Source organism: Streptomyces sp. NPDC015130 (assembly GCF_043080005.1).
Taxonomy (GTDB): domain Bacteria; phylum Actinomycetota; class Actinomycetes; order Streptomycetales; family Streptomycetaceae; genus Streptomyces.
In genome coordinates this window covers 220,393-235,692 of record NZ_JBIBVC010000009.1, presented here as the reverse complement: position 1 = coordinate 235,692, position 15,300 = coordinate 220,393, and the positions used below count along the sequence as shown (strand labels likewise).

General features: G+C 72.1%; 12 protein-coding genes. 4 read left to right on the top strand and 8 right to left on the bottom strand.

All coding sequences use genetic code 11. The annotated features are described in order from the left end of the window. Nucleotides 1-76 precede the first annotated feature (76 nt). Nucleotides 77-3,442 carry a S8 family serine peptidase gene (locus ACF08F_RS21095; protein ID WP_392300043.1) on the bottom strand — a complete coding sequence of 1,122 codons (3,366 nt, stop codon included), beginning with the start codon at nt 3,440-3,442 and terminating at the stop codon, nt 77-79. Between the two features lie 263 nt (nt 3,443-3,705). Next, nucleotides 3,706-4,029 (bottom strand): hypothetical protein, encoded by a 324-nt coding sequence (locus ACF08F_RS21090; protein ID WP_392300042.1) that lies wholly within the window; start codon nt 4,027-4,029, stop codon nt 3,706-3,708. Nucleotides 4,030-4,164: 135 nt separating this feature from the next. On the opposite strand from ACF08F_RS21090, the gene ACF08F_RS21085 reads away from it, so the two are divergent. Both ACF08F_RS21085 and ACF08F_RS21080 read left to right on the top strand, forming a co-directional pair. Next, nucleotides 4,165-5,223 (top strand): LuxR C-terminal-related transcriptional regulator, encoded by a 1,059-nt coding sequence (locus tag ACF08F_RS21085; protein WP_392300041.1) that lies wholly within the window; start codon nt 4,165-4,167, stop codon nt 5,221-5,223. A gap of 196 nt (nt 5,224-5,419) precedes the next feature. Beyond that, nucleotides 5,420-6,220 (top strand): DUF5995 family protein, encoded by an 801-nt coding sequence (locus ACF08F_RS21080; RefSeq protein WP_392300040.1) that lies wholly within the window; start codon nt 5,420-5,422, stop codon nt 6,218-6,220. Between the two features lie 126 nt (nt 6,221-6,346). Here the strand turns inward: ACF08F_RS21080 and ACF08F_RS21075 are convergent, their stop codons facing one another. Beyond that, nucleotides 6,347-8,044, bottom strand: coding sequence for a flavin monoamine oxidase family protein (locus ACF08F_RS21075; protein WP_392300039.1), 1,698 nt, complete (start codon nt 8,042-8,044; stop codon nt 6,347-6,349). 59 nt (nt 8,045-8,103) lie between these two features. Next, nucleotides 8,104-8,910, bottom strand: a complete 807-nt coding sequence (locus ACF08F_RS21070; RefSeq protein WP_392300038.1) for a carbon-nitrogen hydrolase family protein — start codon at nt 8,908-8,910, stop codon at nt 8,104-8,106. A gap of 332 nt (nt 8,911-9,242) precedes the next feature. Between ACF08F_RS21070 and ACF08F_RS21065 the strand changes: the two genes are divergently transcribed. After that, the gene (locus ACF08F_RS21065) at nt 9,243-9,809 is read left to right on the top strand and encodes a Repetin (RefSeq protein ID WP_392300037.1); all 567 of its coding nucleotides are present in this window, start codon (nt 9,243-9,245) and stop codon (nt 9,807-9,809) included. 82 nt (nt 9,810-9,891) lie between these two features. Here ACF08F_RS21065 and ACF08F_RS21060 read toward each other — a convergent pair whose 3' ends face one another. Both ACF08F_RS21060 and ACF08F_RS21055 read right to left on the bottom strand, forming a co-directional pair. Next, nucleotides 9,892-10,347: an Lrp/AsnC family transcriptional regulator gene (locus ACF08F_RS21060; protein ID WP_015032260.1), complete on the bottom strand. Its 456-nt coding sequence runs from the start codon at nt 10,345-10,347 to the stop codon at nt 9,892-9,894. Nucleotides 10,348-10,357: 10 nt separating this feature from the next. Next, on the bottom strand, nt 10,358-11,845 hold the full coding sequence (locus ACF08F_RS21055) for an amino acid permease (RefSeq protein WP_392300036.1): 1,488 nt from the start codon (nt 11,843-11,845) through the stop codon (nt 10,358-10,360). Nucleotides 11,846-12,221: 376 nt separating this feature from the next. On the opposite strand from ACF08F_RS21055, the gene ACF08F_RS21050 reads away from it, so the two are divergent. After that, nucleotides 12,222-13,235 (top strand): GDSL-type esterase/lipase family protein, encoded by a 1,014-nt coding sequence (locus ACF08F_RS21050; protein WP_392300035.1) that lies wholly within the window; start codon nt 12,222-12,224, stop codon nt 13,233-13,235. On the opposite strand, the gene ACF08F_RS21045 is transcribed toward ACF08F_RS21050, so the two are convergent. Then, nucleotides 13,207-13,716, bottom strand: a complete 510-nt coding sequence (locus ACF08F_RS21045) for a GNAT family N-acetyltransferase (protein ID WP_392300034.1) — start codon at nt 13,714-13,716, stop codon at nt 13,207-13,209. The genes ACF08F_RS21050 and ACF08F_RS21045 overlap by 29 nt on opposite strands. A gap of 92 nt (nt 13,717-13,808) precedes the next feature. Beyond that, nucleotides 13,809-15,251, bottom strand: coding sequence for a GuaB1 family IMP dehydrogenase-related protein (locus ACF08F_RS21040; protein ID WP_392300033.1), 1,443 nt, complete (start codon nt 15,249-15,251; stop codon nt 13,809-13,811). Nucleotides 15,252-15,300 lie beyond the last annotated feature (49 nt).

Sequence of the window (15,300 nt, the reverse complement as noted above, 5' to 3'; positions counted from 1 at the left end):
TACTCCTTGGATGCCTGTCGGCCGGTGCCCGCCCCCGGGGGTGTGGGGGCGGGCACCGGCCGATCGCCGGCTTCGGTCAGCGGCGAGGCGCCTTGACGGTGACCACGTCGGCGCGGTCTCCGCTGCCGTTGTGGTGGAACACGGTCAGCAGTTCACCGGTCGCGCGGGTCCCGGGGGTGCCGTGGACGGCCAGCGCCCTGCCGGGCTGGGCCAGGTAGGTGACGGCGGGGCCGCCCTTGCCCTCGATCCGGTAGGCCGGTGCGAGCGGGTCGAAGCGGACGGGCGCGTCGAGCTGGTCGACGACGGCGCTGCCGGGGGCGCGGTAGAAGCCGCCGACGGACACGGTGTACGTGAGGGGGTGCGAGGCGGCCACCGGGTCGATGCCCAGCGCGCTCAGCTTCACCGGCAGGACCACGACGTTGGTGTCGAAGGTGTCGGTGTCCACGTCGCCGTAGTGGCCGTTGACGGGCTGGGTGTCGACGGTGGTGAACCCTCCGCCCGGCCGCGGCTTGCGCAGGTCGACGGTGTTGACCAGCAGGACGTCGCTGCGGGGCGCCTTGACCACGTAGGACTCGAAGTCGGGCGTGCCGTCCCCGTCGGTGTCGATGCGTACGTACGGGACGGTGTTGCTGCCGATGTTGGCCCAGTTGCCCCAGGTGACCACCGAGAAGGCGGCGAGGGCGTCCTGCGGCCGACCGGCCTCGCGGGCCTGGGGCGCGGTGGTGGTGGCGCCCACGTAGCGCAGGTCGCCGCCGCGGGCGGTGGCGTTCAGGACGCACCGGCCGCCGGTGGCGTCGGCGCAGTCGGGCAGCCGCGGGGAACGGGCGCCGAGTTCGAAGACGCTGACCAGCGAGCGGTAGGCGGCGGGGCCGTGGCCCTGGTCCAGGCCCCGGCCGGAGAGCCGGAGCAGGCCCTGGGCGTCGTGGCCGCGGAGGGTCACGGTCCGGGGGGCGCTGATGCGGGAGACCGGCTTGGGCGAGGCGGCGACGGGGACGCGCAGGCTCTGGCCTGCCCCGGCCCGGGGCGTGAGGACGAGCCGGCCGGAGGCGTCGCCGACGAACTGCCGTGCGAGTCCGCCCTGGACGGCCTCCATGGCCGGTTCCATGGCCTTGCGCAGGGCGCGCATGTCGTCGACGCGCAGGGTGACCCGGACCTTGGCCGAGCCGTGGGGCGGGATCCGCACGGAGGAGGGCGAGACGGTGAAGCGGACGCCGGGCATGGCGGAGACGCTGGTGTAGGAGGCGTCGAACCGCTGGTGCCGGCCGCTCTTGTTGACCACCCGGACGGTCTTGGTGCGGGAGAGACTGCGGTCGACCTCGACGACGCCGAAGGAGGCGCTGACGGCCCCGGGGTCGTCCGTGACGTAGGCGAGCGTCTCGGTCTTGAGCGCGGCGAGGGCGTCGATCCGGCCGGCGCCGACCCTCTGCGGGGTGAGCGGGGTGCCGTCGTCGGCGGTGACGTCGTGCCCGGCGGTGTTCATCGCCGCGGCCTTGGCCTCCTCGTAGGTCCACTCCGGGTGGGCCTGGCGGATCAGGGCCATGATGCCGGTGGCGTGCGGAGCCGACATGGAGGTGCCGGAGTAGACGGCGCGGTCGGTGCCGCTTCCGCTGAAGGCGGCGGCGATGGTGTCGCCGGGGGCCGAGAGGTCGGGTTTGACCACCGGGCCGCGGATGCCGCGTGAGGTGAAGACCGACGCGGTGTCGGTCAGCTTGTGGTCGTAGGTGGGCACGCTCGCCCGGTCGGAGCCGACCAGCCGCACCTTGAGGGTTCCCGCCTCCAGGGCGGGCCGCAGGGCCTCGGTGGAGGTGGCGGTGAACTGGAACATCGGCATGCTCGGGGTACCGGTGAGCCGGGAGGTGAAGTGGTCCTGCTCGGCGCTGAGCACCACGGCGACGGCACCCGCCTGCTGCGCGTGGTTGGCGCGGGCGCCCGAGCCGCACTCCAGGCCCTCGATGGCGCGCTGGATGTGCATCTCCAGCCAGACCGTCTTCCCGGCGACGGCGGCCGCTTCCTCGGGCGTGTACGCCTTGCAGCCCTGGGCGTTGTCGGCGGAGAGGGGCACCACGGGGCGGCTCAGGTCGAGGGTGGCCTCACCGGTGTAGGCGAGGCTGAACTGGCCGGTGCGCACGCCGCCGAGCGTGGCGGGCTCCTCGATGCGGGCCCCGTCGCGCAGGAAGTACGAGTCGCGGGTGCTGCCGACGGTCAGCGCCTCGGGAGCGAGGCTGCCCGGGGAGCCGGCGACGTCGTAGAGGTCGCCGCCGTTGCCCGCCGAGAACACGGCGAGCACGTCGTGCTGGGCGAGCTTGCGGACGAACAGCGACAGCGGGTCGTCGACGCTGTTGTAGTTGCTGCTCAGCGCGAGGCTGACGATGTCGAGCTTGTCCGCGAAGTCCCCGTCGCCGTTCGGGTCGAGGGCGTAGTCGAGAGCCTTCGCGGTGAGGTTGGAGGTCAGCCCGTTGCAGCCGAAGACCTTCAGCGAGTACAGCGAGGCCTCGGGGGCCATGCCCGGGCCGACACGCATGGCACCGACGGTCTTCGCGGTGAGCTTGCCGTAGTCGCCGGTGAAGGTGGAGCCGTCGGCGTTGACTCCCCGGGAGGCGATGATGCTGGCGCCGTGGGTGCCGTGGTGACCGCAGGAGAGCGGGTTGGGGTCGGGCACCGGGATGGTGGAGCCGAGCCGGCCCGAGGCGTCGTAGTCGTCTCCGACGAAGTCGGTGCCGCCGACCACCTTGCGCGTCGGGAAGCCGGAGTCGGTGAGCGTCCTGGGATCGACCGCCCGGTAGGCGGCCTTGGTGCCGGGGCCGCCGAACGCCGCGTGGGTGTAGTCGATTCCGTCGTCGACGATGCCGATGCGGACGCCCGCTCCGGTGCGTCCGGTCTGCTGCCAGGCGTTGAGGGCGCCGGTGAGCTGCACCGAGTTGGTGCTGCTCTTCTCGTGCGCGGTCACCGGGCGGATGGCGGTCACCTCGGGGCGTTCCGCGAGGGCGCGGACGCCGTCGAGGTCCGCCTCGACGATGACGCCGGGTACGGCGTTGGAGGTGACGGCGAGCACCTTCGTGGCGCCGTCCTCGGCGCGAAGCGCCCGGACGACCCGGTCGGCGGTGCCGTGGGCGGTGGCGCGGGCCTCCTGAGCGGCCTTCCGGGCGGTGGCCCGGTCGGCGCCGCGCCGGGTGCCGGCCGTGAAGGCGTCGACCACGGAGGTGCCGGTGAGTTCCACGAAGACGGTGGCGCGGCCCTCCTCGGCTATGAGCCGCGGGGAGAGCTTCCCGGCGAGGTCCCCGGACGGGGTGATCCGTCCGGCGAGCGCCGCGGCCAGTTCGTCCGCGGTGGAGTCCTCCGCTCCGGCGGAGGTGGTGGTCGCCACGACCGCGGCCATGGCGAGCGCGGCGGCGAGCGCCGGCAACTGTCTGAAGCGCCTGGTGCGCTGAGGGTGGTGCGGCAAGCCAATCAACCTCATCTGTCGTCGTCCTTGTCGGCCGAAGGGTGGCGGGGTCTGCCCGGTCGGGGCGGGGTCCGCTCCCGGCCGGTCAGCCGCCCCAGGTGAGGTCGTGGGGCTCGGCGCTGACGTCGGGTCTCCCGTACCGGGTGGTGTTCCGGCGCATGGCGAGACTCCTCTCACGAGGGTTGGTCGGGGTCGCCTCATCGTGCCTGGCCCGTCCGGAGTGAGAGAACCGATTCGGATTGCCGTATCCGGCCTTGGCCCAATCAGGCCATGGTCGGTCCGTCATCGGTCCGCGGGCGGCCGCCGGGCAGGGCGAGGACCACCTCGCACCGGCCGAGGGTCCATCCCCGCAGGCCGGCGCCGCTGCCCAGAGCGGATCGGCAGAGTGTGGCGATCCGTTCCTCGGCCTCCTCGACGGAGTCCGCGAGGGCGAAGATCCCGAGCACGGGTCCGCCGGGGCCGTCGGGGTGGCTGGCGACGTACTGAACGTCCCGGTGTCCCAGGACACTTGCCCTGATCTGGCGCATCACCTCGCCCGGGGCCTCCCCGTAGGCGGGCGGCGCCAGGTGGGCGTGAACGAGGTACATATCGAATCCTGGCGGTAGAAGCGGATGTGGGATCCCGAGGGCCGATCTGTTCTCTTTGGCCGAAGGCGTCATTACGCCAGGCCGCCCCATGCGGCACAATCGCACCCCTGTCCACCCTCAGGAACAGGGAAGCCGATGCTGAAGGCACTCGGACTGGATACCTCCACCGAGCGGGTATACCGGGCCATGTTGAGCAATCCCGAAGAGAACGTGACCCAGCTCGCGGCCCGGCTCTGTCTGACACCTGAGGAGATGGGTCAGGCCCTCGACATGCTCAGTGAGCTGTCATTGATCTCTCCCACCGCCCGCGAGTCGGAGGTTCCCCGGGCCCTCGGTCCCGAGACGGCCATGGGGATGCTGGTGGCCCGTCAGGAGGCGGCACTCGCCGCCCAGCAGGAGCGCACGGAATCCGCGCGCGCCGCCGCCGCCCGGCTGGTCGCCGAGTTCGCCTCCACTCATCCTGTCCATGCGCGGAGCAGCATGGAGCGTCTCCACGGGATCGACACCGTTCGTCACCGGCTGTCCCAACTCGGTGCAAGCGCACAGCGGTCGGTGATGACCTTCGCCCCCGGCGGCGGACACGGTGAGGAGGATCTACGAGCCAGCCGGAATCCCAACGAGGCCATGCTCGCACGTGGCGTGCAGCTGCAGACGGTCTACCTGGACAGCGTCCGAAATCATGCGCCGACCCGGGCGCACGTGGAATGGCTCAACAGCGCCGGGGCACGGGTGCGCACCGCGCCTTCCCTTCCGCTCCGGATGATCATCGTCGACCATGAGACGGCCGTCCTCCCGCTGGACCTCAAGGACGCCCGCGAGGGCGCGCTGGTGGTGCGGGAGGAGAGCCTGCTGGTGGCGCTCTGCGCGCTGTTCGAGCAGATCTGGGCCTGCTGCCGGCCCTTCGGCGGTCCCGAGCACCGGGTCCCGCCGCGGGAGGGGGACGAGCTGAGCCGCCGGGAGCGGGAGGTGCTGCGGCTGCTCGCCGAGGGCCACACCGACGAGACGGTCGCGAAGCGGCTGGGGATCTCCTCGCGCAGCGCACGGCGCATCGTCGCCGGGCTCTTACGTCGACTGGACGCGCGCAGCCGGTTCGAGGCCGGCATCCTCGCGGTGACGGCGGGCTGGCTGCCGACCGGCTCGAACCAGCCCCTGCCGGTCGCCGAGGGGATTGGCGCGAATGGCGCGGACGCGTGACGTCCGCCGACGGTCACGCCGCGAGGAGCGCCACGGAGCGCGGTCGTGAAGCCGCTCGCGCGGCCCTCCGGCACGAGCTCGTACGAGAGCACCTCGGGCGGGGATCCGCTGTCGAAGAGCTGAGTGATTCGCCCGTTCTGGGGAAGCCGGGCCCGGGATGTTCCCCTCCCGGCCCGGCGCCTGGAAACCTGCCCCCATGGCGCAGACCCAGCAGCTCGGGCAGGACAGCGGTCATGACATCGGCGGGGACACGGTCCTGGACGTCGGCGGAGACGTCGGCGGGGACGTCGGCCGGGACGGCCGGGGCCCCGGCCGCGGCATCGGGCCGTTCGTGGCCGTCGACCCCGTGGTGGACCGGATGCGGACGCTCCGCGCCACCTGGCACCCGGCCGACGGGGTCGCCGTCTTCAACCGGGTCTACCTGACGGTCACCGAGGAGATCGGCCGCGCCATCCAGGCGGGCACCTTCGCCGACCGCACGGCGGCCGCCACCCTCGACGTCCGCTTCGCCGAGCGCTACCTCACGGCGGTCGACACCGTCGCCACCGGCGGCCCCGCACCCGCCTGCTGGCGGCCGCTCTTCCACTACCGGCGCCACCCCGGCGTACGCCCGCTGCAGTTCGCGCTCGCCGGGATCAACGCCCACGTCGGCCACGACCTGGCCCTCGCGGTGGTCGACACGTGCCGCGTCCTGGAGTGCGCGCCCGCCGACCTGGAGGACGAGTTCGACCGGGTCGGCGACATCCTGGTCCTCCTGGAGGAGCGCATCAGGGAGGAACTGATGCCGGGCCCGGACCTCCTGGAGATCGCGGACCCGCTGACGCATCTGCTCGGCTGCTGGAGCCTGGACCGGGCCCGCGACGGGGCCTGGCTGGCGGCGCGCTCGCTCTGGCAGCTGCGCGGGCTGCCGGAGCTGGCCGGTGAGTTCACCGAGCGGCTCGACCGGTCGGTGGGCCTGGTGGGGCGGATGCTGCTCACGCCGCTCACCAGGCCCTGAGCCGTACGGGAATCGCTCCCCCGCTCACCAGGCCCTGAGCCGTACGGGAATCGCTCCCCCGCTCACCAGGCCCTGAGCCGTACGGGGATCACTCCCCGCTCACCGGGCCCTGACCCGTACGGGGACTCAGTCCTCCGGCAGCTCGACCGGGGCGATCTCGTCGTAGACGTCGCCCGGGCCCGGGTTGGTGCCGTCGGTGGCGCCACCGAAGTGGTGCATGACGCCCCACACCGCGTTGAGCGCCGTCTGCACCGCGCCCTCGGCCCAGCCGGCCGTCCAGGAGATGTCGTCGCCCGCGAGGAAGATGCCCCGCTTGTCCTCGGGCAGCCGCTCCTGCATGAAGTGCGTGAAGAGGCGGCGCTGGTAGCGGTAGTGGCCCGGCAGGTTCGCCTTGAAGGCGCCCATGAAGTAGGGCTCGTTCTCCCAGGAGACCGTCACCGGGTTGCCGATGATGTGCTTCCGGATGTCGACCTTCGGGTAGATCTCGCCGAGCGACTTCAGCATGACCTCCATGCGCTCGTTCGCGGAGAGCGGCAGCCACTTCAGGCTGTCGTCGCACCACGTGTACGAGAGGCAGATGGTGGCCGGCTTGTCCGGGCCGTCGTCCAGGAGGTACGTGCCGCGGGTCATCCGGTCGGTCAGCGTCATCGACATGACGTCCCGGCCGGTCTCCTCGTCCTTGTCCAGCCAGAACGGCCGGTCGACGGGCACGAAGAGCTTCGAGGACTCCATGTAGTGGGTGCGCTCGATCGCCGTCCAGTGGTCGATCGGGAAGAGCGAGTCGTCGCAGGCGATCTTGGAGAGCAGCATCCAGGACTGGGCGGTGAAGATCGCCGCCGGGTACGTGCGGATGTCGCCGGAGGCGTCGGTGACCGTGATCCGGTTGCCGGCGGTCCGGTTGAGGCGGGTCACGGCCGGCTTCGGGGTGCCCTCGTGCAGGGAGCTGAGCGAGGTGCCCTGGGCCCAGTGGACGATCTTCTCCGGCTCGCGCTCCCACAGGCGCAGCGGCAGCTGCTGCGAGCCGCCCACGATGCCGCGGTGGTGGTCGTCGGCCTCGGTGTAGACGACGCGGAGGATCTCCAGGATGGAGTTGGGGAAGTCGGTGTCCCAGCCGCCGGTGCCGAAGCCGACCTGGCCGAAGATCTCGCGGTGGCGGAAGGACTTGAAGGACTCCGACTCGCAGAGGAAGCCGTAGAAGGTCTGGTTGTCGAGCTTCTCGACGAGCTTCGACCAGATCTCACGGATGCGCGGGACGTCGCGCTCGCGCATGGCCTGGTTCATGTCGGAGAAGTCGGCACCCTCGTCCAGACAGGCGTTCCACGCGTTCATCACGTCGCGGTAGACCTGCGGGAGGTCGTCGACGGTGGTGGCGTAGTGGGACTCGCCCTTGAGGTCGACGACGGTCGAGGGGGTCGACTCGGCCAGCGGGTTCGGGAAGGGCGTGGTCTCCAGGCCGACGAGGTCGATGTAGTGCTGGAGCGCGGTCGAGGAGGGCGGGAAGCGCATCGCGCCCATCTCGGCGGTGAGGCCCTCGGTGGCGGTGCCCTCGAAGCCCACGGTCCGCAGCCGGCCGCCGATCTGGTCGGCCTCGTAGACGACGGGCTTGAGGCCCATCTTCATGAGCTCGTACGCGGCGATGATGCCGGACAGACCGCCGCCGATGACGGCGACCTCGGTGCCGTGCTCGGTGGCCGGTATCTGGCCGAGCCCGGCCGGGTGGGCCAGGAAGTCGTCGTAGGCGTACGGGAAGTCCGGACCGAACATGGTGATCGGCGGCTGGCCGTCGCTGTGGGGGACGGCGGTCGTGGGCACCGTGGACGTCATGGGGTACGGACTCCTTGCACGGAAAAAGGTGAGGCGGGTCGGGAAGGCGGTGGGGCGGCTCAGACGAGGGGGCCGTAGAGGCCCGGGCGCCGGTCGCGGAGGTAGGGGTTCTCCGCGCGGGAGGCCGCCAGGAAGTCGGGGTCGGCGTCGCCGATGACGAGCTCCTCGCCCCGCCCGGCGCGGGCGCGGGCGGTGCCGTCGGGCCCGGCGAGGGCGGAGAGGCCGACGAACTCGAAGTCGCCCTCGGGGCCGGTCCGGTTGGCGTACGCGATGTACAGCTGGTTCTCGAAGGCGCGGACCGGCACGACGGACAGGGGCACGATCTCGGCGGGGTGCATGAGCGCGGTCGGTACGAGGAGGAGGTCCGTGCCGGCCAGCGCGTGCGCCCGGACGTTCTCCGGGAACTCGACGTCGTAGCAGATCATCATGCCGACGGTGAGCCCGCCGAGCTCGGCCTGGACGACGGCCTGGTCACCGGGCGTGAACCAGGTCGTCTCGAAGCCGCCGAAGAGGTGGGTCTTGCGGTAGTCGGCGAGCGGTTCCCCGTCGGCGCCGACGAGCCGGGCCGCGTTGTACAGGACGCCGTGCCGCTCGGTGTCCCGCTCCGGGTAGCCGTAGCCGACGGCGAGGCCGTGGCGCACGGCGATCGCCGCGACGGCGCGGGCGGAGGGGCCGTCGGCCGGTTCGGCCAGGCGCGCCATGTCGGCGCCGATGGCGTAGCCGGTGAGGAACAGCTCGGGGGCGAGCAGCACCCCGGCTCCGGCTGCGGCGGCGCGGGCCGCGGCCTCGTCGAGGATCTTGAGGTTGGCGGCCACGTCACCGAGCTCGCCGGAGCTCTGGAGCAGGGCGGTGCGCAGCGCGGGCATGAGTGATCCTCGGGGGGGGTCGAAGTACAAGGGGAAGACGTCAAAAACGGTACGGTTTCGCGCTCTCTTCGGACAAGGCGGGAGCGTTGCGGACCGACCGTCGAACCGTTGCGCGATCTCCGCCCATGGCGGTGATTCGTTGCGTGGGGCTCCACCGGGGGGTGTGGGGCTCCGCCGAGGGGCACCGGGCTCCGCCGGACGGCGTAGGGATCCCCGCCGCGCGGCGGAGACGAGGACCGTCCTGCGGCTCGACGCCCGGGAGGCGTCCGAGCGGAAGAGTGGTGGTCGTCCGGAAGACCTGCCGGACGACCTGCCGAGAGGATCGGGAAGCCATGAACCGCCGTACGAAGATCGTCGCCGTCGCCGCCGCCGTCCTGCTGACGCTGGGAGCCGGGGGCATCGCCGCCGCCTCGGCGGACGAGGCTCCCGCTCAGGCCGCGGCCCGGGCCACCGTCAAGGAGGCCGCGGCGCTCACCGGCACCGCGAAGCTGTACCGGCCCGCCGGGGACGACATCACCTTCACGTTCGACGCGCATCTCGCCGAGAAGGACCGGCAGGATCCGATGAAGGCCACCGGCACGTTCCGCTTCAGCCACTACAAGGGCGACTGGGGCGGGTACGCGAAGGTCAAGGTCGACTGCCTCACCACGGGCGGCAAGGTCGCCGTTGTGTCCGGTGTCGTCGTCGAGACCGATGTGAAGGAGTTCAAGAAGGCGCGCGTCGGCGTCACGGTCCACGACGACGTGAACGGCGACCGGCTCGGCTACACCTGGATGACCGCCGACCCGAAGAAGGACAAGGTGCCGCCGTGCATCAGCGGCGCGCCCTTCGAGAAGGTCAAGGAGGGCTCGGGCGACTTCGAGGTCACCCCCTGGGAGTTCGTCTACCCGACCGAGTAGACCGCCCCACGGGGGTGGGTGGGCGGAGGGCGGTGCGGGAACCACGGCCCGCACCGCCCCGACCGCCCCGGCCCCCGCGGGGTTACGCGGGCGAGCCGGAGGAGAAGCGCCGCAGCAGCGGCGAGAGCACCAGGACGGACTTGGTGCGCTCCACGAAGGGCTCGCCCGCGATCCGTTCCAGGACGCGCTCGAAGTGGCGCATGTCCGAGGCGAAGACCTGGACGACGGCGTCCGCGTCACCGGTGACGGTCGACGCGGACACCACCTCGGGATACCGCTCCAGACCTCGCCGGATGTCGTCCGGCGAGGTGTTGTGGCGGCAGTAGATCTCGACGAAGCCCTCGGTCTCCCAGCCGAGCGCCGCCGGGTCCACCCGTACGGTGAAACCGGTGATGGCGCCCTCGGCCCTGAGCCGGTCCACGCGCCGTTTCACGGCTGGCGCGGAGAGTCCGACGAGCGAGCCGATGTCGGCGTAGCTGCGGCGGGCGTCTTCCGCGAGGGCGTGGACGATGCGTTCGTCGAGGTCGTTGAGTCGCACTACGGGTGGATCACTTCTCTGCTGGGGCCTCTGCCACGGCCGGGGCCGTGGCCAGTCGGGAGCGGCGCATGCCGTACAGGAAGTAGAACACGAGCCCGGCGGCCATCCAGCAACCGAAGACCACCCAGGTGACGGTGTCCAGGCTGAACATGTTGTAGACGCAGAAGACGAGGCCGAGCACCGGGAAGACCGGTCCGAGCGCCACCTTGAAGGTGCGCGGCATGTCGGGGCGGCTGTAGCGGAGCACGATGACGGCGATGTTGACCAGGGCGAAGGCGAAGAGGGTGCCGATGCTGGTGGCGTCGACGAGCTTGCCCAGCGGGATGACCGAGGCGAGGGCGGCACAGAAGAGCGACACGATCACGGTGTTGACGCGGGGGGTGCCGGTCTTGGCGCTGACCTTGCCGAAGGCCTTCGGGACCAGGCCGTCGCGGGACATGGCGAAGAGGACGCGGGTCTGGCCGTAGAGCACGGCGAGGACGACGCTGGCGATGGAGATCACGGCGCCGGCGGCGAGCAGGGTGCCCCAGAAGGTCTGGCCGCTGACGTCCTTCAGGATCGCCGCGAGGGTGGCGTCGGAACCGGCGAAGTCCTCCCAGTGCCAGGCGCCGACCGCGACGGCGGCGACGAGCACGTACAGGACGGTGACGATGAGCAGCGAGAGCATGATCGCCCGCGGCAGGTCGCGCTTGGGGTTCTTGGCCTCCTCGCCGGCCGTGGAGGCGGCGTCGAAGCCGATGTACGAGAAGAAGAGGGTGGCGCTCGCGGCTCCGACGCCGGCCATGCCGAGCGGCATGAAGTCCTTGTAGTTGCCGGACTTGAAGCCCATGAAGCCGATCGCGCAGAACAGCACGAGGGCGGCGATCTTCACGAACACCATGATCGTGTTGACCACGGCGGACTCGCGGGCGCCGCCGAGCAGGAACACCATGGCGAGCAGCACCACGATGAGGCCGGGCAGGTTGATCACGCCACCCTCACCGGGGGCGGAGGAGAGCACCGCCGGGATGGTGACGCCGATGGTCCCGTCGAGCAGCTCGTTGAGGTACTCGCCCCAGCCGACGGCCACGGCGGCGACGGAGACGCCGTACTCCAGGACCAGGCACCAGCCGCAGACCCAGGCGACGAGTTCGCCCATCGTTGCGTACGCGTACGAGTACGAGGAGCCGGCGACCGGGATGGTGCCGGCCAGCTCGGCGTACGAGAGGGCGGAGAAGAGGGCCGTGAGGCCGGCGATGACGAAGGCGATGGTGACCGCGGGGCCGGCCTTCGGAACGGCGTCGCCGAGGACGACGAAGATGCCGGTGCCGAGCGTGGCACCGATGCTGATCATGGTCAGCTGCCACATGGAGAGCGAGCGGCGGAGGCTGCCGCCCTCACCCTGCCCACCCTCCATGACCAGGAGTTCCACCGGCTTGCGCCGCATGAGCGCGCCGAGCGCGGAGGTCTTGGGGGTGGTCGTTTCGACGACCGGTGGGGCTGCGCCGTGGTCCAGCACTGCGGAGGCTCCTTATCGCTGCCTGTAGGCGGTGGGACGACCACGGCGGCACGCGGGCACGCCGAAGCAAGCCCACGGGGGAGGGGAACCGCCGAGCAGGCGGTCATCGCCACTCCTGGTACGGGGCACGAGCCTAAGGCTCCGAGGTTCGCACTCGTAATGCAGGGTTGTTGCGCAGTGCCGGATGATCATTGCGCGCTCGCGGCGCAGACGGGGAAACATTGCGCGCCCCTGCATGAATCGGCACATTGGGGTCTCCGCACTCTCCCGGGCGGCCCGGCGCGACGGCCCGCCCGGAGGGGTGCGCGTGCCTTGACTCCTCGCGCCCCGTGACCGACGCTGCGAGCCCCCGGCAACCCCACGATCGGAGGCCTCGGTGAGCTGGCTCGCCCCGGCGCCCTTCCTGCGCGGCACGGCCTGGCTCGACGGCGACCGGCCCGTGCGGGCGGACCCGGACGACCTGGAGCGGCTCCCGTGGGACATCGCCGAGCGGGCGGCGCTGCCCATCGGCGTACGCCTCGAATTCACGGCGGAGCCGGGGACGCGGGCGGTGGAGCTGCGCTACCGCGCGGCGGTCCCGGCGCCGGACGACCCGCTCGCCGCGCTACGGCACTGCTTCGCGCTCTGGCAGGGCCGGCGGCTCGTCGGCGAGACCTGCGCCGTCCCGGCCCCGGAGGGCACGGTCGGCATCCCGCTGCCCCCGGGCGGCGGTGTCTTCACCGTCCACCTCCCCGAAGGCCAGTCCCCCGTCCCGCTCGCCCTGAGGGCCGTCAGAGGCCGCCTCTCCCCCGCACCGGTCCGGCCCCGCTGGCTCGTGCACGGCGACTCGATCACCGAGGGCTGGTGGTCGACGCGCCCCGCGCACTCCTGGCCCGCGACGGCCGGTCGGCTGCTCGGGCTCGACCCGGTCAACCTGGGGTACGCGGGCGGGGCACGCGGCGAGCTCCCGCTGGCCGAGCACCTCGCACGGCTCCCCGGCGAGGTGGTCACGCTCGCCTTCGGCACCAACTGCTGGTCCCGGGTGCCCGCGACGGCCGACTGGCTGTACGCGACGGTCCGGGCGTTCGTCGGGCTGGTCCGCCGGGGCCATCCGGCCACCCCTCTGCTGATCGTCTCGCCCGTCCTGCGGCCGGAGGCCGAGCACACCCGCAACGCCCTGGGGGCCACGCTCACGGAGCTGCGCAGGGCCATGGAGCGGGCGGGCCGGGACCTGGCCGCCGAGGGGGACGGACGGCTCCTGGTCCTGCCCGGACGCCCCCTGCTCGGCCCCGAGCACCTGGCGGACGGCCTGCACCCGAACGACCGGGGGCACGCCCGGATCGCGGCGGCGGTGGCGGAGGCGCTCCTCCCCCACCTGCCGGTCAGCGGCCCCGTACCGCCAGGGACCTGACCAGGAAGACGCACGCGTCCGCGCACGCGTGCGTGCCGCCCGCCTCGTCCGTCCAGGACCAGCGGTCGGTGTAGGCGACGACGGGCTCGTAGCCGAGCCGTGCGTACAGCGCGGCGGCCCGGGGGTTGTCCCGGGCCACGCCGAGGCCGAGAGCGGTCCCGCCGCGCTCCCGCACCAGTTCCTCGGCCGCGTGGACCAGCGCCGTCCCGATGCCCTGACCGCGGAGGGCCTCGGGCCACACGTCCAGGCCGTTGAGCTCGGGGCAGTCGCCGAGGACGGCCCGCACCTCGGGGGCGGCGCAGCCGTCCCAGCGGACCTGTCCGTGGCCGACGGGCACGCCGTGGCGCCACGCGAGGAGGTAGGTCCCGGCGCCGGCCTCCTGGCGCGCGAAACGGTCGGCATGGCGGCTCGGCGCCCCGGGGGCGGGGATGTGGCGGTCGAGCAGGGGCACGTCCTCGGCGCGGCAGGGCCTGATCTCCATGCGCCGACCGTACGGGAACGCCGTGGGCCCCCGGGAGGATTTTCCCGGGGGCCCACGGCGTACGACGGTGAGGTGCCGTTTCCGGCCGGAGGCTAGCTCCAGCTGGCGTGCAGCGGCTTGCCCTCTGCGTAACCGGCGGCGGACTGGATGCCGATCACGGCCTTCTCCTCGAACTCGGCGAGCGAGCCGGCACCGGCGTAGGTGCAGGAGGAGCGGACGCCCGCGATGATCGAGTCGATCAGGTCCTCGACGCCCGGACGGGCCGGGTCGAGGAACATGCGGGAGGTGGAGATGCCCTCCTCGAACAGCGCCTTGCGGGCGCGGTCGTAGGCGGACTCCTCGCTCGTGCGGTTCTTGACGGCGCGGGCGGAGGCCATGCCGAAGGACTCCTTGTAGAGCCGGCCGTTGGCGTCCTGCTGGAGGTCGCCCGGGGACTCGTACGTGCCGGCGAACCAGGAGCCGATCATCACGTTCGACGCGCCGGCGGCGAGCGCCATGGCGACGTCGCGCGGGTGCCGGACGCCACCGTCGGCCCAGACGTGCTTGCCGTACTTCTTCGCCTCGGCCGCGCACTCCAGGACGGCCGAGAACTGCGGCCGGCCGACGCCGGTCATCATGCGGGTGGTGCACATGGCACCGGGGCCCACGCCGACCTTGATGATGTCGGCGCCCGCCTCGATGAGGTCCTTGACGCCCTCGGCCGCGACGATGTTGCCCGCGACGATCGGGACCTGCGGGTCGAGCGCCCGCACGGCCTTGATCGCGGAGATCATCGACTCCTGGTGGCCGTGCGCGGTGTCGATGACGAGCGTGTCCACACCCGCGTCGAGGAGCTGCTTGGCCTTGCCCACGAAGTCGCCGTTGATGCCGACGGCGGCGGCGATGCGCAGCTTGCCCTGGGCGTCGGTGGCCGGGCTGTACAGGGTCGCGCGGAGCGCGCCCTTGCGGGTCAGGATGCCGGCCAGGCGGCCGTCCTTGTCGACGGCCGGGGCGTAGCGGCGGTTGGCGTGGTCCAGCGTGTTGAACGCCTCGCGCGGCTCGATGTCGGCGTCGAGGAGGAGCAGGTCCTTCGACATGACCTCGGACAGCTGGGTGAAGCGGTCCACACCGGACAGGTCGGCGTCGGTGACGACACCGATCGGGCGGCGGTGCTCGTCGACGACGACGCCCGCGCCGTGGGCCCGCTTCGGCAGCAGGGAGAGCGCGTCGGCGACGGTCTGGTGGGGCTCCAGGACGATCGGGGTGTCGAGCACGTGGTGGCGGCTCTTGACCCACGAGATGACGTCGGTGACGACCTCGATCGGGATGTCCTGGGGGATGACGACCAGGCCGCCGCGGCGGGCGACGGTCTCGGCCATGCGACGGCCGGCGATGGCGGTCATGTTGGCGACGACCAGCGGGATGGTCGTCCCGGTGCCGTCGGGCGAGGCGAGGTCCACCGCCTGGCGGGAACCCACGGCCGAGCGGCTCGGCACCATGAACACATCGTCGTACGTCAGGTCGTAGGGCGGCTTGACGTCATTGAGGAAACGCACGTGCTGACATCCCAGTCGTTCGGATCGGCCCCTAGGCATTTCAGCCAGG

Bases quoted from the DNA above. Each gene is read 5' to 3' on its own strand.
- ACF08F_RS21070 (WP_392300038.1), bottom strand. From the start codon at position 8,910: ATGCCCGCGCTGCGCACCGCCCTGCTCCAGAGCTCCGGCGAGCTCGGT.
- ACF08F_RS21045 (WP_392300034.1), bottom strand. From the start codon at position 13,716: ATGGAGATCAGGCCCTGCCGCGCCGAGGACGTGCCCCTGCTCGACCGC.
- ACF08F_RS21090 (WP_392300042.1), bottom strand. From the start codon at position 4,029: ATGTACCTCGTTCACGCCCACCTGGCGCCGCCCGCCTACGGGGAGGCC.
- ACF08F_RS21075 (WP_392300039.1), bottom strand. From the start codon at position 8,044: ATGACGTCCACGGTGCCCACGACCGCCGTCCCCCACAGCGACGGCCAG.
- ACF08F_RS21065 (WP_392300037.1), top strand. From the start codon at position 9,243: ATGAACCGCCGTACGAAGATCGTCGCCGTCGCCGCCGCCGTCCTGCTG.
- ACF08F_RS21080 (WP_392300040.1), top strand. From the start codon at position 5,420: ATGGCGCAGACCCAGCAGCTCGGGCAGGACAGCGGTCATGACATCGGC.
- ACF08F_RS21085 (WP_392300041.1), top strand. From the start codon at position 4,165: ATGCTGAAGGCACTCGGACTGGATACCTCCACCGAGCGGGTATACCGG.